Raw genomic sequence first — 17,686 nt, forward strand, 5'->3', positions numbered from 1 at the left:
GCGCGCTCAGTCTGCGCGGGAGGCGCGGGATTTTATCAGGCTTGCCCGGCAGCGGCCATCTCGCGCTGTTGCCGCTGGCTGGACGGCTGTTTAAGGTATAGGTCTCCCGAGGCGCCTCCGTGAGGCCGCCATGCCGATTTCCCCCCGCGAGAGCCCGCCATGCGTCTGACTGTCCGCCTGTTGATCCTCTGCCTGTCGCTGCTCAGCCTGCCCACCTTCGCTGAAACGCTGGGCAACCTCTACCAGGTACACGAGCCGGTCGCCTCCCAGCAGCCGGATGAGCGCAATGCCGGCCTGACCCGTGCCCTGCAGACCCTGGTACAGCGCCTGACCGGCGACAGCCGTGGTCTGCAGAGCCCCGCGCTGGCCGGCTACTTCAAGGACCCGCAGCAACTGATCAGCAAGTACGGCTACGAGAACGGCCCGCCCATGGCGCTGGTGGTCGATTTCGACCCGACTGCCACCGACAAGGCGCTGCGCCAGGCCGGCCTGCAGGTATGGGGCGCCAGTCGTCCGTCCGTGCTGGCCTGGTGGTTGAACGAAGGTGCCAGCGGTAGCAGCCTGGTGGGCGACAGCCAGGAGGCCGCTGCGCCGCTGAACCGCGCCGCCCAGCGCCGTGGTCTGCCGCTGCGCCTGCCGATCGCTGACCTGAGCGAGCAGCAGGTCGGCACTGCGGCGAACCTGAATGCTGCCCAGCCCGACGCACTGAAGTCCGCTTCCGAGCGCTACGGCGCGGACGCACTGCTGGCGGTGGACGCCAAGGAAGCCGGCGGCAAGTGGACCGCCACCTGGCACATGTGGATGGGCGACAGCCGCGAACAGGGCCAGGCCCAGGGCGACACCCCCGATGCGCTGGCCGATGCGGTCATGCTGGGCGTTTCGCAGCGCCTGTCGCAACGCTTCGTCGGCGGCAGTACCGGCGCCGACACCGCACAGGTCCTGCAGATCGAGGGGGCCGACCTCGCCCGCTACGCCGAAGTGTCGCGCCTGCTGGAGCCGATGGGCGCCAAGCTGGTACTGGTGCAGGGCGGCAAGCTGGTCTACAACGTGACCGCCAGCCCCGAGCAACTGCGCGCACAACTGGCTCTGGCCCGTCTGCAGGAAGCGCCCGCCGAGCCGGCCCAGCCAGCGGTGGATGCCAATGGCCAACCGGTGCCGAATCCCGCCGTACCGCGCGCGAACGTCCTGCGCTTCCACTGGTAACAGTTGCCGTTAAGACGGGGCCTGGGCGTGGACAAAGTCCCGTTCCCAGGCCCCGGCCGCTCTGATCCGCACTGAATAGCTGCGTTATCCTTCTGATTTGGATAAACTTTCAGTCACCACGGCCCACCACAAGCGATTGAAGAAACGCCCGGCCCGCATGACTCCTATGCAGCTCCCCTTAAGCGTACGCCTGCGTGATGACGCAACGTTCGCCAACTACTATCCCGGCGCCAATGCTGCGGCGCTGGGCTATGTCGAGCGTCTGTGCGAACCGGAGGCGGGTTGGACGGAAAGCCTGATCTATCTCTGGGGCGCCGAAGGCGTGGGCCGCAGCCATCTGTTGCAGGCGGCCTGCATCCGTTCCGAACAGCTGGGCGAGCCGTCCGTCTACCTGCCGATGGCGGACCTGGTGCCCTACGGTCCGGAAATCTTCGACAACCTCGAACAGCGCGAGCTGGTGTGCCTCGATGATCTCGATGCGCTGGCCGGCAAGCGCGAGTGGGAAGAGGGGTTGTTCCACCTGTTCAACCGCCTGCGCGATTCCGGTCGCAAGCTGTTGCTCTCGGCCTCGGTGTCACCGCGCGAGTTGCCGGTGAAGCTGCCGGACCTGAAGTCCCGCCTGACCCTCTCGCTGATTTTCCAGCTGCACCCGCTGACCGACGACGAGAAGCTCCGTGCCCTGCAACTGCGCGCCTCGCGCCGTGGCCTGCACCTGACCGACGAGGTGGGGCGCTTCATCCTCACCCGCGGTGCGCGCAGCATGCAGTTCCTCTTCGACCTGCTCGACGAGCTGGACAAGGCCTCGCTGCAGGCCCAGCGCAAGCTGACCATTCCCTTCCTCAAGGAAACCATGGGCTGGTAAGGCCCAGGCTTCCTTCGCGGTACTTCAGGCGTTTGTCGCTTCCTGCTTCGGCTCATCGCCTTCGCCAGCGCGCTTGCGGTCGTACTGGAAGCGCCAGCGCGTGTAGATCAGCGCCGAACAGAACAGCGACACGCTGAGGATGATCTCCGCCCAGCCGAAGATGGCGTGGTTGGGATCGAAGGCGTTGAGCACGCCGAGGATGAAGTACAGGTTGATTACGTAGCACGCCCAGGCATGGCCGCGTGCGCTGCCGATCAGGATGCCAGGCGCCACCACCAGCAGCGGCAGCAGCTTGAACGCCAGCACGGCCCAAGGTACCCAGTGCGCGGCGCCATGGGCGTCGGCGAACAGCAGATCCCAGATGACTATGAGCAGAATCAGCCCGATGAAGCTGCCGAGGGCAACGGCCCGGCTGGCGGCCAGCCGGGGCTTGAGCCAGTCCATCGACGGCAGCGGTTTGTTCTTGCGGGCCATTCAGCTCTCCAGTTTGCGGGCAACTTCGGCCAGGCGCTTGCCCAGCGCGCGGCACAGGGTGATTTCGTGGTCATCGAGGCTGCGCTTGCCATCCGCGCCGGCGAAGTGGCTGGCGCCATAGGGCGTGCCGCCGCCGCGGGTCTCCAGCAGCGCAGGCTCGCTGTAGGGGATGCCGGTGACGATCATGCCGTGGTGCAGCAGTGGCAGCAGCATCGACAGCTGGGTCGTTTCCTGGCCACCGTGCAAGCTGGCGGTGGAAGTGAAGACCGCCGCCGGCTTGCCCACCAGGCCGCCGGTCAGCCAGAGGCTGCTGGTGCCGTCGAGGAAGTACTTGAGCGGCGCGGCCATGTTGCCGAAGCGCGTCGGGCTGCCCAGGGCCAGGCCAGCGCAGCCTTTCAGGTCGTCCAGGGTGGCGTAGAGCGCACCTTCGGCGGGGATGTCCGGGGCCACGGCCTCGCATTCGGTGGAGACCGCCGGTACGGTACGCACGCGTGCCTCCAGGCCGCCCTGTTCCACGCCGCGGGCGATCTGTCGCGCCATCTCGGCGGTGGCGCCGTGGCGGCTGTAGTACAGGACCAGGATGTAGGGTGTGCTCAAGGCAGGATCTCCAGCACCTTCTCCGGCGGACGACCGATCACGGCCTTGTCGCCGACGATCAGGATCGGCCGTTCGATCAGCTTGGGATGGCTGGCCATGGCTGCGATCAGTTGTTCGTCGCTGAGCGCCGGGTTGGCGAGGTCGAGCGTCTTGTACTCGTCCTCGCCGGTACGCAGCAGTTGGCGCGCGCCGATGCCCAGCTTGCCGAGCAGCGCCTTGAGTTCGCCTGCGCTGGGCGGGGTTTCCAGATAACGGATGATCTCCGCCTGGATGCCGCGTTCTTCCAGCAGTTCGAGGGCGCCGCGGGATTTCGAGCAGCGGGGATTGTGAAACAGTGAAATCTGGCTCATGTGCCGGGACTCGCAAGGCCGATGAAGTGGCGGCTATTCTAACCGCCTCCTCGGATCGGACTGAACCGCTGTCGTGCGCCGAGATCTACGTGGACGGATTTTCTGTACAGCCAAAGGACAATTCATGCGTGAACGCTTGCAGGGCCTGGTCGAGTTCGGCCGCTATCTGGTCCAGCGCTTCCTCGCCGACAAAGCGCCGAACAGTGCGGCGGCCCTGACCTACACCACGTTGTTCGCCGTCGTCCCGATGATGACGGTGACCTTCGCCATGTTGTCGGCGGTGCCGGCCTTCGAGGGCATGGGGGAACGCATCCAACTGTTCGTGTTCCGCAACTTCGTGCCGTCCACCGGCGAGGCGGTGGAGGCCTACCTGCGCAACTTCATCGTGCAGGCACGGCACCTGACTTGGCTGGGCGTGGCTTTCCTGGCGGTCACCGCCTTCACCATGCTGGTGACCATCGAGAAGGCCTTCAACGCCATCTGGCGCGTGCGCCAGCCGCGCCGGGGCGTCGCTCGCTTCCTGCTGTACTGGGCGATCCTCAGCCTGGGGCCACTGCTGCTGGGCACCGGCTTCGCGGTGTCGACCTACATCACCTCGCTGTCGCTGCTGTCCGGCCCGCATGCCCTGCCGGGCGCGGCGACGCTGCTGAAGTTCATGCCGCTGCTGTTCAGCGTGGCGGCCTTCACCCTGATCTACGCGGCGGTGCCCAATGCGCGGGTGCCTTTCCTGCATGCCCTGGCCGGCGGCGTGTTCACCGCCATCCTGTTCGAAGCGGCCAAGTCGTTGTTCGGTCTCTACGTCAGCCTGTTCCCCGGTTACAAGCTGATCTACGGCGCCTTCGCCACGGTGCCGCTGTTCCTCCTGTGGATCTACCTGTCCTGGCTGATCGTGCTGTTCGGCGCGGAACTGGTCTGCAACCTGTCCTCGACGCGCCTGTGGCGGCGCCGCGCACTGCCACGCCTGCTGGTGATCCTCGGGGTGTTGAGGGTGTTCTTCGACCGCCAGCGGCATGGTGTGCCGACCCGGCTGGAGCACCTGCACCGTGCGGGCTGGTTGCTGCCGGAAGACGAGTGGGAGGAGATCCTCGATTTCCTGGAGGGTGAGCAACTGGTGTGTCGCGTTGGCGCGACCAGTGCGTCCTGGGTGTTGTGCCGCGACCTGGGCAGCTACCGCCTGCATCACCTGCTCAACCGAAGCCCCTGGCCGTTGCCGTGCCTCGACGCCTTGCCGGCCGAGCTGGACGAGCCCTGGTACCCTGCATTGCGGCAAACCCTGGAGCGCTACCAGGCGGAGCGGCAGGCGCTGTTCGGTGCTAGCCTCGCAGAATGGTTGAAGCCGTCACATTCTGAGTGACGTAAAACGTCAGTTTCGGGCGATTCTGATGCTTCGGAAATTTCGTGTTTGGTGTGCGGCGCGCCAAACATGGCTCTTTGTGGATTGGCACGCTTCTGGCTAAAGACCTGCCAGGACAATGATGTCCTGCAGAAGTTCCTTCAAGGCCAGTGAATCCATGAATAACGACCAGAAGAACGTAGTACACCTGCATCAGCGTGACCCCCAGAGCGCCCTGGAGCGGCTGAATAGAATCACTGGTCTACAGTTCAGCAGTTGGCCGGAGTCCCTGCTGCCCACCGTGCAGGGCGAGTTGAAAGGCTCGTCGGCGCAGGTCGAGGCTGAGCTCGAGTCCTTCGCGCAGGCGCGCCAGCTGGGTTGATCAGAGGCTGGTGGCCATCGGGCGGGCGGGGCTTTCCTGCGGCTCCACGGCCTGAATGAACAGCTCTTCGACCACCAGGCGCGACAAGCCGATGGCTGTCCGCAGCCTGACCTGCATGTCCTCGATTCGCTGGCGGAACGGCAGGCGGGCGATGCCCGACAGCAGGATGCGGCTTTGCGCATTCACCGTGCCGTGATCGACGGCCACTTCCCGAGCCTGTTCGCCATCCCGGTAGGTGATTACCAGCGTCACCGGCAGCTCCGCCACGCCAGGCAAGTGCAGCCAGGCGGCGACGTTGTAGTCGGTCAGACGGCCGCCGCTGGCGGAGCTTGCGGAGCGCGCACTACTGACGATGTGACTGGGAACCTTGCTGACGAGCTGGTCGGTGGGCTGCATCTGGCGATCCTGTCGAGAGTGGGCGGCGTACGTGGCGCCTGCCGCATACTGAGTGCTACCGAGAGGCGGCTGGATGAATGACTTCTAGTCGGCTCGGACGAACGTTCCGAATTATAAGTAGGCAATATCCGACAAACCGGGCGTACTGCCGATCTTGGCTGTGACCTGTCTCGCAATTCAGCTTTCAGGCGAGGCGCAGCGGATGCCGGGAGACGAGCGGGGTGCTCAGGTTGGTGGTCGGCAGCGGCAGGATGGTCTGGTTATCGAAGCTGGCCAGTTGCAGCCAGAGGTTTTCACCCTCCACGAAGTGCCCCTGGGGCAGCCAAAGCCCGTGATACCAACCATTGCCGGGCTCGGGGGTGCTCTGCAGTACTCCGGGGTGACGCTGGGCGTCAGGTGCCCGGCGTAGCCAGACGGGCCGGGGAAGCCCTTTCAAATAGCGCAGGCCCAGGTGCAGCCCGTCAGTGTTCAGGTGCCGCCAGCGCACGATGGCCAGGGTTGGCGTGCCGTTGCTGTTGAGGATCAGCAGTAGCTGGCCGACCGGGAACTGATTGGCGCGATTACCGGCGCACTGGATGCGGGCGCCTCCGGCGCTCACGTCGAGTATCCCGGCGTCGCAGCTGCCCTGGTCGCCGGGGGTGAGAAGATGTTGCTGGATAGCGCCAAGTCCAATGACCAGCCGACAGGTGCCGGTCTGCTCCATGCGCTCGTGCCGGCGAGGGTGGTGTCCCAGCCAGTGGTGACGGACGCGTTCAAGCAGGACTCCCTGGTCGGCTTTGCGCAAGGGCGCGGGGTCGTCCAGGGCGATCAGCAGCGCTCCCAGCTCCAGGCGCCGCAGTTGCTCGGCAGGTGTGTCGCCGATCTGCTCGTGATTGATGCAGGGCAGGTCGGCCCCCAAGTCGACCAGGTAGCCCTCCTGGTCCTCCTCATCCCAGGCCTGTAACCGTCCGAGAGCGGCGAGGGGGGCTAGCGCGCCGAACAGCCGCGGGGCTTCTCCCTCGGTCAGGTGGAAGGGGTTGCTCAGGGCGAGCAGCAGGATCTGCTGGTAAAGGCCGCGCAGGGTGCCGGCGGGTACGGGGTCGAAGGCCGCAGCCACTGGTTCGTCGAGACACTCCTGAAACTCGCCGATCCAGTACAGCAGATGGCTGTCACGCCAGAGTGCGCCGGGCGGCTGCTGGTACTGCTGGTAGTGGCGCAGCAGCGCCTGGGCGAGGAAGTGCTGGGCCATGTACAGGCACCAGGCCATGTGCGGCAGCGACGGCTTGCGGCCCTGCAGGATCTGCAGCAGCAAGCGCTTGAAGCCCGCCGCCAGCTCGGTGCAGAAATGCACGATGAGCGCCGGCAGAGCCTTTTCGTGGCGAATCAGCTGCGAATAGTGGCGATATTCTTCGGTCAGGCTTTGCAGGGCGCGTTGCCTTTCCAGTAAGGTCAGCGCACATCGGTTGAGGCGAAACAGTGTGCCCAGGGCCTTCTGCAGTCCTTCCAGCGCAGGAAGGCGCCGGGACTCCTGAAGCCCAGCCGCCAGATTGCTCATTGCATCGGAATCCTCCTCGAGGATATCCGGCACCGCCAGACGCAAGGCATCGAGCGTCATGAACACCCCGCATACACGAGGACTGAAGGCATGGGAGTGCGGCTCCATATTGTGATGGGACTGGTCGCCGGCCTGCTCCTGGCCGGTTGTTCGGCGGACTATGGCACCGATCAGCACGGACAGAAAGTAACCGCTGCGAGCATAGATGGCCAGTGGCTAGTTATTAATTATTGGGCCGAATGGTGCGCACCGTGCCGCAAGGAAATTCCCGAGCTGAACCGGCTCGCTGAGGAGGGCAAGGCAAAGGGCTTCCGCGTGCTGGGCGTGAACTACGACGGCTTGCGCGATGCCGATCTGGCGAAGGCCGCACAGGCGCTGGCGGTGCAGTACACCGTGCTGGCGGATGATCCTGCTCCGCGCTATAGCCTGCCGCGCAGCGAAGCGCTGCCTGTCACCTATATCGTCGACCCTGAGGGCAAGTTGCGCGAGCAGTTGCTTGGCGAGCAGACTGCCGCCGGCCTGCAGGCGCGCCTGACCGCGCTGCGGGAGGAGAAGCACTGATGGCCAGAATCTGTCTGCACGGTTATGTGAGTGGCAAGGTGCAGGGCGTGTACTTCCGCCAGGGCACGCAGGAACAGGCCGAGCGCCTGGACATCGACGGCTGGGCGCGCAATCTGGATGACGGTCGGGTGGAGGTGTTGCTCGAGGGGGAGGAGGACGCCGTGCGCGAGCTGGAGAAGTGGCTGGCCCGTGGGCCGGTCAAGGCGAAAGTGGTGGCGGTGGAGCTGGAGCCGATGACGCCTCAGGGGATCACCGGCTTCATCGTGCGCCGCTAAGTCAGTTGCTCGCTGCGCCGGGGTCGGCGGCCAGGCGACCGGCATCGGTCATCAGGCTGTGGAGGAACTCCTTCTGCAGCTCCGGATCGTTGCGTGTCAGTTCGATCAGGCTCTGTTCCAGCTCGCTGGCTTCCTCTTCCATGCCGAGCTCGGACAGGCGCTTCACGCGGTGCACCCAGTGGTGCACGTCATCCGCTTCCAGGTCGTCGTAGATCAGCCTGTGAGCTTCCTGCAGCTTGCCGCGCAGTGAGCGGCTGACCTGCAGGCTGGCATCGGCACGGGTGTCATCCGTCGGGTCCTGCACACTGAACTGCAGACGGCCGATTCGGCTCACCTCTTCGTCACTGAAGGGACCTTCCAGCAGGTTCAGGCGCAGCACGCCATGACGGTCAGTCAGCAGCTCCTGGGAGTTCTTGCCGGCGGTGATGGTCACCGGACGTTCCGACCAGGGCAGGCTCGAATACTCCGTGCGCTTGTCGCGCTGGTGCTCTTCGATGGCGGCCAGGTTCTGTTCGGCGCGGCCGTTGGACTGCATGTTCATGAACGGATTCATGCCGTCGATGCCATAGCGGATCCAGCCGCGGGTAACGCTTTCCGGCAGGTTGCCGAGGGCGAACACGTTGACCACGTTGGCGCCGATACCGCCAACGAAGGCCACGATGCCCAGCGGCATTTCGTAGACCTTGCGCCAGCCCTGGTAAGGCGTATAGCGGTCGTAACGGCGGGTGACCTCGAACTCGGTGACCTCGAAGGTCTTCTGCTCCTGCACGCGAATGCGTCGCTGCGGCAGCTCCAGGGTGCCTGGCGTGCCCACGTCGATCTGCAGGTTGTGATCGAGCAGTTTGCGCTCGACACGTTCTTCATGCTCGCTGCGTTGCGACAGCTGGTTGGCGCAGCCGCTCAGCAGGAGGCTGCCGCACAAGGCGGCAGCCGCGAGGCTGGAGGTACTTCGGGGGAACATCGCTCTGCTCAGTTGCGGATCTTGGCCGTGATGAAGGCTTGCAGGTCGGACAGGGCGACGCTTTGCGATTCGGCGTCACGACGGCCCTTGTACTCCAGGGCGCCTTCGTCCAGACCGCGCTCGCTGACCACGATGCGGTGCGGGATGCCGATCAGCTCCATGTCGGCGAATTTCACGCCGGGGCTGGTCTTCTTGTCGCGGTCGTCCAGCAGCACCTCGAAGCCGGCAGCGGTGAGGTCCGCGTAGAGCTTGTCGGCGGCGGCGCGCACGGCCTCGTTCTCGTACTTCATCGGCACGATGGCGATCTGGAAGGGGGCCAGGGCGGCCGGCCAGAGGATGCCGCGCTCGTCGTAGTTCTGCTCGATGGCGGCGGCGACTACGCGGGATACGCCAATGCCGTAGCAGCCCATGATCAAGGTGACCGGCTTGCCGTTCTCGCCCAGTACGGAAAGCTTCATGGCTTCGCTGTACTTGGTGCCGAGCTGGAAAATGTGGCCGACTTCGATGCCGCGACGGATCACCAGGGTGCCCTGACCGTCCGGGCTCGGGTCGCCTTCGACGACGTTACGCAGGTCAGCGACTTCCGGTACCGGCAGATCGCGTTCCCAGTTCACGCCGAAGTAGTGCTTGTCGTCGACGTTGGCGCCGGCGACGAAGTCGCTCATCAGGGCCACAGAGCGGTCGATGATGCAGGGCAGCGCCAGGTTCAGCGGGCCGAGGGAGCCGGGGGCGGCGCCGATGGCGGCCTTGATGTCCGCTTCGCTGGCCATCTGCAGGGGGCTGGCCACCAGCGGGTGGTTGCCGGCCTTGATCTCGTTGAGTTCGTGGTCACCGCGAACGACCAGGGCGATCAGCTTGCCTTCCTCGGCAGCGTGCACCACCAGGGTCTTGATGGTCTTCTCGATCGGTGCGCCGAACTTCTCGACCAGATCGGCGATAGTCTTGGTCTCGGGGGTGTCGATCAGGCGCAGCTCTTCGCTCGCCGCGCCGCGAGCGGTTTCGCGAGGCAGGGCCTCGGCCTTCTCGATGTTGGCGGCGTAGTTGGTGGATTCGCCGAAGACGATGTCGTCCTCACCGGAGCCGGCCAGCACGTGGAATTCGTGGGAACCGCTGCCGCCGATGGAGCCGTTGTCCGCCTGCACGGCGCGGAAATCCAGGCCCAGGCGAGTGAAGATCTTGCTGTAGGCCGCGTACATGATGTCGTAGGTCTGCTGCAGCGAGTCCTGGCTGGCATGGAAGGAGTAGGCGTCCTTCATGATGAACTCGCGGCCGCGCATCAGGCCGAAGCGCGGACGGATCTCGTCACGGAACTTGGTCTGGATCTGGTACATGTTGATCGGCAGCTGCTTGTAGCTGTTCAGTTCGTTGCGTGCCAGGTCGGTGATCACTTCCTCGTGGGTCGGGCCGACGCAGAAGTCGCGGTCATGGCGATCCTTCAGGCGCAGCAGCTCGGGGCCGTACTGCTGCCAGCGGCCGGACTCCTGCCACAGCTCGGCGGGCTGGATGGCGGGCATCAGCACTTCCAGGGCGCCGGCGGCGTTCATCTCTTCGCGAACGATGGCTTCGACCTTGCGCAGTACCCGCAGACCCATTGGCAGCCAGGTATAGAGTCCGGACGCCAGCTTGCGGATCATGCCGGCGCGCAGCATCAGCTGGTGGCTGATGACGACCGCATCGGAGGGGGTTTCTTTCAGGGTGGACAGCAGGTACTGACTGGTACGCATCTTTGGCCGTTATGTCGGTTGCGAAGAGGGATATAGGCTGGGCATTGTACGGTGCAGGTCCGGCTGCGTACAGGGCGCGGCGGGCAGAGAGGGAGGAGTAAGGTGAGTCGACTGAATGCAGCGCAGGTACAGGCGTTCATCCGGGCTGGATTGCCCATGGCGGACGAAATGGATTTTCGTATCGATGCACTGGAGGGGCGTAGCGCGTTCGCGCGGATACCGTTCCACGGCAAGCTGGTTCGTCCTGGCGGAACAGTGTCCGGACCGACCATCATGGCGCTGGCAGATGCAGCGATGTATGCGGTGATTCTGGCTCAGCTGGATAACGTCGAGATGGCCGTTACTTCCAACCTCAATATCAATTTTCTCAGCAAGCCGAAGCCGGAAGATCTTTTGGCAGAGGCGAAGATATTAAAGTTGGGGCGTCGTCAAGTGGTATGTGAGGTGTCTGTCTATTCCGTGAGCAATCAAGAAGAGTTGGTTGCCCATGTAACCGGCACCTATGTGTTGCCGATGTAACAAGTTCGTTCGAAGTTGTTTGCAAAATGCATGAAAAAGCCCGGCCGAAGCCGGGCTTTTCATTACCTGCAGTTTGTTCTGTATTACAGAACAGACAGCGGGTAGTCCACGATCAGGCGGAACTCGTCGGCGTTGCCATCGATCTGAGTGGAGTTGGCGCGGTGCCAAGCCTGACGGACGCGGAAGGACAGGTCTTTGGCCGGGCCTTCCTGGATCACGTACTTGGCTTCCACGTTGGTTTCGTGGTGGCGGTCGTCATCACCCCAGAGGCCGGCGTAGGCGGTGCCTTCAGCCTTGCTGCCGTCGATGTGGTCGCCATGGACGTAACGGGTCATGAAGGTCAGGCCAGGTACGCCGTATTCCTTCATGTTCAGGTCGTAACGAGCCTGCCAGGATTGTTCGCCCGGGCCGTTGAAGTCGGAGTACTGCACGGAGTTGGCGAGGAAGATCGAGTCAGCGCCCTTGTTGCTGTTGCGCTCGCCCGGTTCGCCGCCGACGCCCAGGTAGTCGAACGGAGTGTTGCCGTTCACTTTCTGGAAGGCCACGGTGAAGGTATGCGCGCTCAGGGTGTAAGCGGCTGCCAGGGAGAAGGTGTTGTTGTTGATTTCGCCAAGCTTGGCGGTGCCTTCGTCCTTGGTGTTGTAGTAGTTGAAGTCCAGGCCCAGGGACTGGTTGTCGGCGATCGGCAGGGTGTAGTTCAGGTTGAGGTAGTACTGGTTCCACAGGTCTTCCAGCTTGGAACCGTACACGGACGCGCTGAGCTCTTTGTTGAACGCGTACTTGCCGCCGACGAAGTCCGCAGTCTTGGTGGTTTCGCCACCGTACTGGGAGAACAGTTCGCCGTCGCGGTTGGTGGTAACCTGGTTGGTGGAGGAGTAGAAGTGGCCGGCTTCAACGTCCAGGCCATCGATCTCGCTGCTCATCAGGTTCAGACCGCTGGCGGTCTGTGGGATCAGGCGGGTGCCGCCCACTGCGAATACCGGGTTCTGCGGCTGCATGTCGCCCGCTTTCAGCTCGGTCTTCGATACGCGGACTTTAACGGCGGCGCCTGCCTTGCCATAGTCCTTGGCCGGCTCGCCGTCGCTGCCTACCGGCAGGTTGCCGGTGCCGGAGGTGCCTTTGCCGCCATCCAGCTTCAGGCCCAGGTAACCGAAGGCATCAACGCCGAAACCGACGGTGCCTTGGGTGAAGCCGGAGTTGTAGTTTGCCCAGAAGCCCTGAGTCCAGTCTTTGGAGTCATGGGCGCCGTTGACGTTGTTACGATTGAAGTAGTAGTTGCGAACCAGGAAGTTCAGGCTGCTGTCTTCGACAAAGCCTTTAGCGTCAGCCTGGTTGCCTACGAAGGGTTCGGCCATTGCCAGTTGCGTGGTGCCTGCAGATACCGCCAGGGCGATGGCGCTCCACTTCATCACTTTCATTGTGATTGCTCCTTTGGTTTTGAAATTATCTGCCATCACAGTGCCGCGGTGACGGCTCATTCTTTTTGTCGGCGCTAACTTATAGCACGCGTGTTCTCTTGGCGATAGTTGCTTAAATAATCACGCGAAAACTTTACTGGGCTGTCGCAAACCTGCATGAAGCGTGTCGCATTCAGGCAGACCTGATGTTGCAAAAGAGATTTTCCCCCGGTTTGCAGCATGTCGTGCGTTGCGTCAGCCAATGTGGTTCGTTCTCCATTGACCACTTTCGGGTCCTTTCGTCGCGCTGCCTGCGGCTGGCGCGGCATCAATGTCCTTGCCCTTCGTCCCGCGTCTAGCAACAAGCGTGCACAATTGCTCCGTTGTTGTCTCGCGTCGTCGGGCCCGCGGCGCGATGACACATTTCACGGCTTCCTTGGCGGTTTTGCAATAAAGAGCATGCGTCGATGTCGTTTTCAGAATTGTGTCGTGTTAGCTGATTTGGCTATTTTTCGATGCTTTTCGGGTTTCTTTGCGGTGGATTCGCTTCCGGCGGCCTGTTGTCGGAATCTGTAGCGAGCACAATCTGTGCGTCTTTGTGGTGCGCCGCGTGGTGTCATGCCCGGGGGAGTGCATGGTTCGGCGTATTCGCTGGCGGGGCGCTCTAGTATCCTTCGCGCCCTTGGGCCCCTGGCGGGGCTAGTCTTATCAATGCGTTCGTCGAACAGGAGATGTGGTTATGTTCGCCCTGGATTCCCGCCTGAAGCAGGACACTGTCCCGGTGGGGGATTTTCCATTGAGCAGTCTGCTGCTGATGAATGACTCGCAGTACCCGTGGTTCATCCTGGTGCCCCGGCGTGAGGATGTCAGTGAGCTGTTCCAGCTGGATCCCGAGGATCAGCAGCAGCTCTGGAAGGAGGCTACGCAGTTAGCCGAAACCCTCAAGGACACCTTCTGTGCCGACAAGATGAATGTTGCCAATCTCGGTAACGTCGTCAGCCAGCTGCATGTGCATGTGATCGTCCGCCGCCGTAGTGACGTGGCCTGGCCGGGCCCGGTCTGGGGTCGCCATCCGGCAGTGCCGTACAGTGCCGAGGAACTTGCCAGCTTGCGCGAGAAACTGCGCATGGTGCTGGGTGACGATTTCCGTTTCGCACAGGAGTGAGTGATGGAGCTGGAAGATCGGGTTGCCGACCTGGAGAGCCGATTGGCATTTCAGGATGATGCATTGCAGACCCTGAGTGATGTGGTCTACGACCAGGAGCGGGTGATCGAGCGTCTGCGGCTGCAGATGCAGGCGCTGATCAAGCGTCTTGAGGACCTGCAGGGGCAGGTGGGCGTCGCGGATGATGAGGCGCCGCCGCCGCATTACTGAATGCGTGGACTCGAGCCAATAAAAAAGCCCGCCAATCGGCGGGCTTTTTTATTGGGGTGTTCAGCGGCGGTTGGGCAGGGCCGCGATCACGTCCTCGGCCTGCAGTCCCTTGTCGCGCTGGACGACGGAGAACTCCACTCGCTGGCCTTCGATCAGGATGCGGTGGCCTTCGCCGCGGATGGCGCGGAAGTGCACGAAGATGTCTTCCCCGGAATCGCGGGAGATGAAGCCGAAGCCCTTGGAGGTGTTGAACCACTTCACGGTGCCGGTTTCGCGGCTTTCGTCGGTCATTGGTGTCGTGGTTGTGGGGCGGGCTTGGGTCTTGTTCAGGCTCGCCGCCCATTGCAGGGTGACGGCTGCGGCGAGGCTCAGCAGTGGCAGCAGAACGGCCGGTTGTTCGCCGATGAAAGGCAGGGGTGCGAGCAGGATCAGCACTTGCAGTACGACGGCCAGGACTACCAGGGCGGTCGACAGGCTCTGCAGCGCGGCAGGTTGCTTGAGGCCGCTGCTGGGAGCGAGCAGCAGGCTGGTCAGGCCGAGCAGGGCAAGGTAGATGGCATCGTTTTGCTGCAGGTAGGGCAGGGCATCGTTGCGCAAACTGGGGACGAACGACAGCAAGAGTGCTGCGACGCCCGTCAGGAGATGGACGACTTTCAACATGGCTACGGATTCACCTTGAGCGGGTAACGAAGAAGTAGCCGGCCCTCGATGCGACGCCAAATATGGAAATGAAAGCGTGCTGGGCGGCCTATGCGAGAAACGCACGGCGGTTATTTAACAGCAAACCACTTGCCTTCACAAATCAACCGCTTAGGCCATTCGTGGGGGGAAGAAATGCCCGCCTCGTGGCGGGCTTCCTCTTATTAATGAAGAGCTTCAGTCTTCGAGCAGGCTGCGGAGCATCCAGGCGGTCTTTTCATGAACCTGCATGCGCTGGGTGAGCAGGTCTGCGGTGGGTTCGTCGTTGACCTTGCCCAGCAAGGGGAAAAGATTTCGGGCGGTACGCACTACGGCCTCCTGCCCTTGCAGTAGCGCGCGGATCATGTCCCTGGCTTCCGGTACGCCTTCCTCTTCCTTGATCGAGGAGAGGCGCGCGTAGGTGGCATAGGTCCCCGGTGCGGGGAAGCCCAGCGCGCGAATGCGCTCGGCGATGCTGTCCACGGCCAGTGCCAGTTCGGTGTATTGCCCCTCGAACATCAGGTGCAGGGTGTTGAACATCGGCCCGGTAACGTTCCAGTGGAAGTTGTGGGTCTTCAAATAAAGGGTGTAAGTGTCGGCCAGCAGTCGGGACAGGCCTTCGGCGATGGCGGCGCGATCCTGTTCGGCGATTCCGATGTTGATTTCCATGGTGATCTCCTCATCGTTTGGCATGGGCGATTCAAGGGTGTGGAATCGAGGCTAACACCAGGGTGTATGCGAAGCTCTTGGTCTGTATCAACGCAATCGATTGGGTTTTTCTATTAAAGGGTTGTGCGCTCGCCGGACTTTCCGGTCGCCGGTACCCGGCTGCAACCTGTGGATTTTTCAGGCTATAATCCGCGTCTTTGCCCCGGGATGCGGGCCCGTGGCAGCGTATTTAGCCAAGGTGTCCCATGCCGATTTACGAGTACCAGTGCCAGTCCTGCGCGCGTCAGCTGGAATCCCTCCAGAAGCTCAGCGATGCGCCGTTGGTCGATTGTCCGGCCTGCAAGGCTCCCGAATTGAAGAAGATGTTGTCGGCTCCGGGCTTCCGCCTGGGCGGCAGCGGTTGGTACGAGACCGACTTCAAGACCGGAGCGAAGAAGAACCTGGCCTCCGGCGATGCCACAGCGGCCTGTCCGGCCACCGGTTGCGGTGGTGGCGGCTGCTCCGCCAGCGAATGAGCGGTTCCCTAGAATTCAAGACTTTCGAGAAGCGAAACACACCATGATGCGCAGCCACTATTGCGGCCAATTGAACGAGAGCCTGGACGGCCAGGTAGTCACTCTTTGCGGTTGGGTACACCGTCGCCGCGACCACGGCGGGGTGATCTTCCTCGACGTGCGTGATCGTGAGGGTCTGGCCCAGGTGGTGTTCGACCCGGATCGCGTCGAGACCTTCGCCAAGGCCGACCGCGTGCGCAGCGAGTACGTGGTGAAGATCACCGGCAAGGTGCGCCTGCGCCCCGAAGGCGCGCGCAACGCCAACATGGCTTCCGGTGCCATCGAAGTGCTGGGCCATGAACTGGAAGTGCTGAACCAGGCTGAGACCCCGCCGTTCCCGCTGGACGAATACTCCGACGTGGGCGAGGAAACCCGCCTGCGCTACCGCTTCATCGACCTGCGTCGCCCGGAGATGGCCGCCAAGCTGAAGCTGCGCGCGCGCATCACCAGCAGCATCCGCCGCTACCTGGACGACAACGGCTTCCTCGACGTGGAAACCCCGATCCTCGGTCGCCCGACTCCGGAAGGCGCGCGTGACTACCTGGTGCCGAGCCGCACCTACCCGGGCCATTTCTTCGCCCTGCCGCAGTCGCCCCAGCTGTTCAAGCAGCTGCTGATGGTGGCCGGCTTCGACCGCTACTACCAGATCGCCAAATGCTTCCGCGACGAAGACCTGCGTGCCGACCGCCAGCCGGAATTCACCCAGATCGACATCGAGACCAGCTTCCTCGAAGAAAGCGACATCATCGAGATCACCGAGAAGATGGTTCGCCAGTTGTTCAAGGAAGTGCTGAACGTCGAGTTCGACGAATTCCCGCACATGCCGTTCGAAGAAGCCATGCGCCGCTACGGTTCGGACAAGCCTGACCTGCGTATCCCGCTGGAACTGGTCGACGTGGCCGATCAGCTCAAAGACGTCGAGTTCAAGGTCTTCTCCGGCCCGGCCAACGATCCGAAGGGCCGCGTTGCCGCCCTGCGCGTTCCGGGTGGTGCGAGCATGCCGCGCAAGCAGATCGACGACTACACCAAGTTCGTCGGCATCTACGGCGCCAAGGGCCTGGCCTACATCAAGGTCAACGAACGCGCCAAGGGCGTGGAAGGCCTGCAGTCTCCGATCGTGAAGAACATCGCCGAACCGAACCTGAACGTGATCCTGGATCGCGTCGGTGCGGTCGATGGTGACATCGTGTTCTTCGGCGCCGACAAGGCCAAGGTCGTGTGCGACGCTCTGGGCGCGCTGCGTATCAAGGTCGGCCATGACCTCAACCTGCTCACCAAGGAGTGGGCGCCGATGTGGGTCGTGGACTTCCCGATGTTCGAAGAGAACGACGACGGCAGCCTGACTTCGCTGCACCACCCGTTCACCGCTCCCAAGTGCACCCCGGAAGAACTCGAGGCCAACCCGGCCGACAAGCTGTCCCGTGCCTACGACATGGTGCTCAACGGCACCGAGCTGGGCGGCGGCTCCATCCGTATCCACGACAAGGCCATGCAGCAGGCGGTATTCCGCGTGCTGGGCATCAATGACGAAGAGCAGGAAGAGAAGTTCGGCTTCCTGCTCGACGCCCTGAAGTACGGCGCGCCGCCGCACGGTGGCCTGGCCTTCGGCCTGGACCGTCTGGTGATGCTGATGACCGGCGCGGCCTCGATCCGCGAAGTCATCGCCTTCCCGAAAACCCAGAGCGCCGGCGACGTCATGACCCAGGCTCCGGGCACCGTGGATGCCAAGGCCTTGCGCGAGCTGAACATCCGTCTGCGCGAGCAGCAGAAGGCCGCCGAGTAAGTCGATTCGGATTGCAGCGGCGCCCGCACAACGGGCGCCGCCAGCGAAGCAAACAAGCG

The 17,686-nt window shown here is 63.2% G+C and carries 21 protein-coding genes; 11 read left to right on the forward strand and 10 right to left on the reverse strand.

Features of this window, described 5'->3' with window-relative positions; all coding sequences use genetic code 11:
* Positions 1 to 159: 159 nt before the first annotated feature.
* Both GA645_RS07795 and hda read left to right on the forward strand, forming a co-directional pair.
* Complete coding sequence (locus tag GA645_RS07795; RefSeq protein ID WP_152221524.1) at positions 160 to 1,203, forward strand: DUF2066 domain-containing protein; 1,044 nt, start codon at positions 160 to 162, stop codon at positions 1,201 to 1,203.
* Positions 1,204 to 1,360: 157 nt separating this feature from the next.
* Positions 1,361 to 2,065: a DnaA regulatory inactivator Hda gene (gene hda / locus GA645_RS07800; protein WP_152221526.1), complete on the forward strand. Its 705-nt coding sequence runs from the start codon at positions 1,361 to 1,363 to the stop codon at positions 2,063 to 2,065.
* A 24-nt stretch (positions 2,066 to 2,089) separates the two neighbouring features.
* Here the strand turns inward: hda and GA645_RS07805 are convergent, their stop codons facing one another.
* Genes GA645_RS07805 through arsC form a run of 3 tightly spaced genes read right to left on the reverse strand, consistent with a single transcriptional unit; the run spans position 2,090 to position 3,486 of the window.
* On the reverse strand, positions 2,090 to 2,539 hold the full coding sequence (locus GA645_RS07805; protein ID WP_152221528.1) for a DUF2069 domain-containing protein: 450 nt from the start codon (positions 2,537 to 2,539) through the stop codon (positions 2,090 to 2,092).
* Positions 2,540 to 3,136, reverse strand: a complete 597-nt coding sequence (wrbA, locus tag GA645_RS07810) for an NAD(P)H:quinone oxidoreductase (protein ID WP_152221530.1) — start codon at positions 3,134 to 3,136, stop codon at positions 2,540 to 2,542. It lies immediately after the preceding gene.
* Positions 3,133 to 3,486 (reverse strand): arsenate reductase (glutaredoxin), encoded by a 354-nt coding sequence (arsC, locus tag GA645_RS07815; RefSeq protein WP_152221532.1) that lies wholly within the window; start codon positions 3,484 to 3,486, stop codon positions 3,133 to 3,135. The genes wrbA and arsC overlap by 4 nt, the downstream gene beginning before the upstream one ends.
* Positions 3,487 to 3,610: 124 nt before the next feature.
* On the opposite strand from arsC, the gene GA645_RS07820 reads away from it, so the two are divergent.
* Entirely contained in the window at positions 3,611 to 4,840 is a 1,230-nt protein-coding gene (locus GA645_RS07820) for a YihY family inner membrane protein (RefSeq protein ID WP_152221534.1), read from the forward strand.
* Between the two features lie 157 nt (positions 4,841 to 4,997).
* Positions 4,998 to 5,201: a hypothetical protein gene (locus GA645_RS07825; RefSeq protein WP_256676093.1), complete on the forward strand. Its 204-nt coding sequence runs from the start codon at positions 4,998 to 5,000 to the stop codon at positions 5,199 to 5,201.
* Here GA645_RS07825 and GA645_RS07830 read toward each other — a convergent pair whose 3' ends face one another.
* Together GA645_RS07830 and GA645_RS07835 are read right to left on the reverse strand one after the other, a co-directional pair.
* Positions 5,202 to 5,597 carry a hypothetical protein gene (locus GA645_RS07830; protein WP_152221538.1) on the reverse strand — a complete coding sequence of 132 codons (396 nt, stop codon included), beginning with the start codon at positions 5,595 to 5,597 and terminating at the stop codon, positions 5,202 to 5,204.
* Between the two features lie 184 nt (positions 5,598 to 5,781).
* Complete coding sequence (locus GA645_RS07835) at positions 5,782 to 7,191, reverse strand: PilZ domain-containing protein (RefSeq protein ID WP_152221540.1); 1,410 nt, start codon at positions 7,189 to 7,191, stop codon at positions 5,782 to 5,784.
* 30 nt (positions 7,192 to 7,221) lie between these two features.
* On the opposite strand from GA645_RS07835, the gene GA645_RS07840 reads away from it, so the two are divergent.
* Together GA645_RS07840 and GA645_RS07845 are read left to right on the forward strand one after the other, a co-directional pair.
* Positions 7,222 to 7,692: a TlpA disulfide reductase family protein gene (locus GA645_RS07840; protein WP_152221542.1), complete on the forward strand. Its 471-nt coding sequence runs from the start codon at positions 7,222 to 7,224 to the stop codon at positions 7,690 to 7,692.
* Positions 7,692 to 7,967, forward strand: a complete 276-nt coding sequence (locus GA645_RS07845; protein ID WP_152221544.1) for an acylphosphatase — start codon at positions 7,692 to 7,694, stop codon at positions 7,965 to 7,967. Before GA645_RS07840 ends, GA645_RS07845 begins: the two co-directional genes overlap by 1 nt.
* Position 7,968: 1 nt before the next feature.
* On the opposite strand, the gene GA645_RS07850 is transcribed toward GA645_RS07845, so the two are convergent.
* Together GA645_RS07850 and GA645_RS07855 are read right to left on the reverse strand one after the other, a co-directional pair.
* Positions 7,969 to 8,928 carry a hypothetical protein gene (locus GA645_RS07850; protein ID WP_152221546.1) on the reverse strand — a complete coding sequence of 320 codons (960 nt, stop codon included), beginning with the start codon at positions 8,926 to 8,928 and terminating at the stop codon, positions 7,969 to 7,971.
* Positions 8,929 to 8,936: 8 nt separating this feature from the next.
* Complete coding sequence (locus tag GA645_RS07855) at positions 8,937 to 10,652, reverse strand: proline--tRNA ligase (RefSeq protein WP_152221549.1); 1,716 nt, start codon at positions 10,650 to 10,652, stop codon at positions 8,937 to 8,939.
* 111 nt (positions 10,653 to 10,763) lie between these two features.
* Here GA645_RS07855 and GA645_RS07860 point away from each other — a divergent pair, with 111 nt between their 5' ends.
* Positions 10,764 to 11,171 (forward strand): PaaI family thioesterase, encoded by a 408-nt coding sequence (locus GA645_RS07860; RefSeq protein WP_152227968.1) that lies wholly within the window; start codon positions 10,764 to 10,766, stop codon positions 11,169 to 11,171.
* An 83-nt stretch (positions 11,172 to 11,254) separates the two neighbouring features.
* Here the strand turns inward: GA645_RS07860 and GA645_RS07865 are convergent, their stop codons facing one another.
* Complete coding sequence (locus GA645_RS07865; protein WP_152221551.1) at positions 11,255 to 12,589, reverse strand: OprD family porin; 1,335 nt, start codon at positions 12,587 to 12,589, stop codon at positions 11,255 to 11,257.
* A gap of 718 nt (positions 12,590 to 13,307) precedes the next feature.
* On the opposite strand from GA645_RS07865, the gene GA645_RS07870 reads away from it, so the two are divergent.
* The gene (locus tag GA645_RS07870; RefSeq protein ID WP_152221553.1) at positions 13,308 to 13,733 is read left to right on the forward strand and encodes an HIT domain-containing protein; all 426 of its coding nucleotides are present in this window, start codon (positions 13,308 to 13,310) and stop codon (positions 13,731 to 13,733) included.
* 3 nt (positions 13,734 to 13,736) lie between these two features.
* Positions 13,737 to 13,943: a SlyX family protein gene (locus GA645_RS07875; protein ID WP_152221555.1), complete on the forward strand. Its 207-nt coding sequence runs from the start codon at positions 13,737 to 13,739 to the stop codon at positions 13,941 to 13,943.
* Positions 13,944 to 14,003: 60 nt separating this feature from the next.
* On the opposite strand, the gene GA645_RS29260 is transcribed toward GA645_RS07875, so the two are convergent.
* Together GA645_RS29260 and GA645_RS07885 are read right to left on the reverse strand one after the other, a co-directional pair.
* The gene (locus GA645_RS29260; RefSeq protein WP_372239783.1) at positions 14,004 to 14,603 is read right to left on the reverse strand and encodes a cold shock domain-containing protein membrane protein; all 600 of its coding nucleotides are present in this window, start codon (positions 14,601 to 14,603) and stop codon (positions 14,004 to 14,006) included.
* A gap of 216 nt (positions 14,604 to 14,819) precedes the next feature.
* Complete coding sequence (locus GA645_RS07885) at positions 14,820 to 15,290, reverse strand: Dps family protein (protein ID WP_152221557.1); 471 nt, start codon at positions 15,288 to 15,290, stop codon at positions 14,820 to 14,822.
* A gap of 245 nt (positions 15,291 to 15,535) precedes the next feature.
* Here GA645_RS07885 and GA645_RS07890 point away from each other — a divergent pair, with 245 nt between their 5' ends.
* Complete coding sequence (locus tag GA645_RS07890; RefSeq protein WP_152221559.1) at positions 15,536 to 15,805, forward strand: FmdB family zinc ribbon protein; 270 nt, start codon at positions 15,536 to 15,538, stop codon at positions 15,803 to 15,805.
* A 43-nt stretch (positions 15,806 to 15,848) separates the two neighbouring features.
* Positions 15,849 to 17,627, forward strand: a complete 1,779-nt coding sequence (gene aspS / locus GA645_RS07895) for an aspartate--tRNA ligase (protein WP_152221560.1) — start codon at positions 15,849 to 15,851, stop codon at positions 17,625 to 17,627.
* Positions 17,628 to 17,686 lie beyond the last annotated feature (59 nt).

It is taken from the genome of Pseudomonas sp. SCB32 (assembly GCF_009189165.1).
Taxonomy (GTDB): domain Bacteria; phylum Pseudomonadota; class Gammaproteobacteria; order Pseudomonadales; family Pseudomonadaceae; genus Pseudomonas.

What these genes read in the sequence shown, in the direction of transcription:
- GA645_RS07795 (WP_152221524.1), top strand. Translation starts at nt 160, where the DNA reads ATGCGTCTGACTGTCCGCCTGTTGATCCTCTGCCTGTCGCTGCTCAGC.
- hda (WP_152221526.1), top strand. Translation starts at nt 1,361, where the DNA reads ATGACTCCTATGCAGCTCCCCTTAAGCGTACGCCTGCGTGATGACGCA.
- GA645_RS07805 (WP_152221528.1), bottom strand. Translation starts at nt 2,539, where the DNA reads ATGGCCCGCAAGAACAAACCGCTGCCGTCGATGGACTGGCTCAAGCCC.
- arsC (WP_152221532.1), bottom strand. Translation starts at nt 3,486, where the DNA reads ATGAGCCAGATTTCACTGTTTCACAATCCCCGCTGCTCGAAATCCCGC.
- GA645_RS07820 (WP_152221534.1), top strand. Translation starts at nt 3,611, where the DNA reads ATGCGTGAACGCTTGCAGGGCCTGGTCGAGTTCGGCCGCTATCTGGTC.
- GA645_RS07825 (WP_256676093.1), top strand. Translation starts at nt 4,998, where the DNA reads ATGAATAACGACCAGAAGAACGTAGTACACCTGCATCAGCGTGACCCC.
- GA645_RS07830 (WP_152221538.1), bottom strand. Translation starts at nt 5,597, where the DNA reads ATGCAGCCCACCGACCAGCTCGTCAGCAAGGTTCCCAGTCACATCGTC.
- GA645_RS07835 (WP_152221540.1), bottom strand. Translation starts at nt 7,191, where the DNA reads ATGACGCTCGATGCCTTGCGTCTGGCGGTGCCGGATATCCTCGAGGAG.
- GA645_RS07840 (WP_152221542.1), top strand. Translation starts at nt 7,222, where the DNA reads ATGGGAGTGCGGCTCCATATTGTGATGGGACTGGTCGCCGGCCTGCTC.
- GA645_RS07845 (WP_152221544.1), top strand. Translation starts at nt 7,692, where the DNA reads ATGGCCAGAATCTGTCTGCACGGTTATGTGAGTGGCAAGGTGCAGGGC.
- GA645_RS07850 (WP_152221546.1), bottom strand. Translation starts at nt 8,928, where the DNA reads ATGTTCCCCCGAAGTACCTCCAGCCTCGCGGCTGCCGCCTTGTGCGGC.
- GA645_RS07855 (WP_152221549.1), bottom strand. Translation starts at nt 10,652, where the DNA reads ATGCGTACCAGTCAGTACCTGCTGTCCACCCTGAAAGAAACCCCCTCC.
- GA645_RS07865 (WP_152221551.1), bottom strand. Translation starts at nt 12,589, where the DNA reads ATGAAAGTGATGAAGTGGAGCGCCATCGCCCTGGCGGTATCTGCAGGC.
- GA645_RS07870 (WP_152221553.1), top strand. Translation starts at nt 13,308, where the DNA reads ATGTTCGCCCTGGATTCCCGCCTGAAGCAGGACACTGTCCCGGTGGGG.
- GA645_RS07875 (WP_152221555.1), top strand. Translation starts at nt 13,737, where the DNA reads ATGGAGCTGGAAGATCGGGTTGCCGACCTGGAGAGCCGATTGGCATTT.
- GA645_RS29260 (WP_372239783.1), bottom strand. Translation starts at nt 14,603, where the DNA reads ATGTTGAAAGTCGTCCATCTCCTGACGGGCGTCGCAGCACTCTTGCTG.
- GA645_RS07885 (WP_152221557.1), bottom strand. Translation starts at nt 15,290, where the DNA reads ATGGAAATCAACATCGGAATCGCCGAACAGGATCGCGCCGCCATCGCC.
- GA645_RS07890 (WP_152221559.1), top strand. Translation starts at nt 15,536, where the DNA reads ATGCCGATTTACGAGTACCAGTGCCAGTCCTGCGCGCGTCAGCTGGAA.
- aspS (WP_152221560.1), top strand. Translation starts at nt 15,849, where the DNA reads ATGATGCGCAGCCACTATTGCGGCCAATTGAACGAGAGCCTGGACGGC.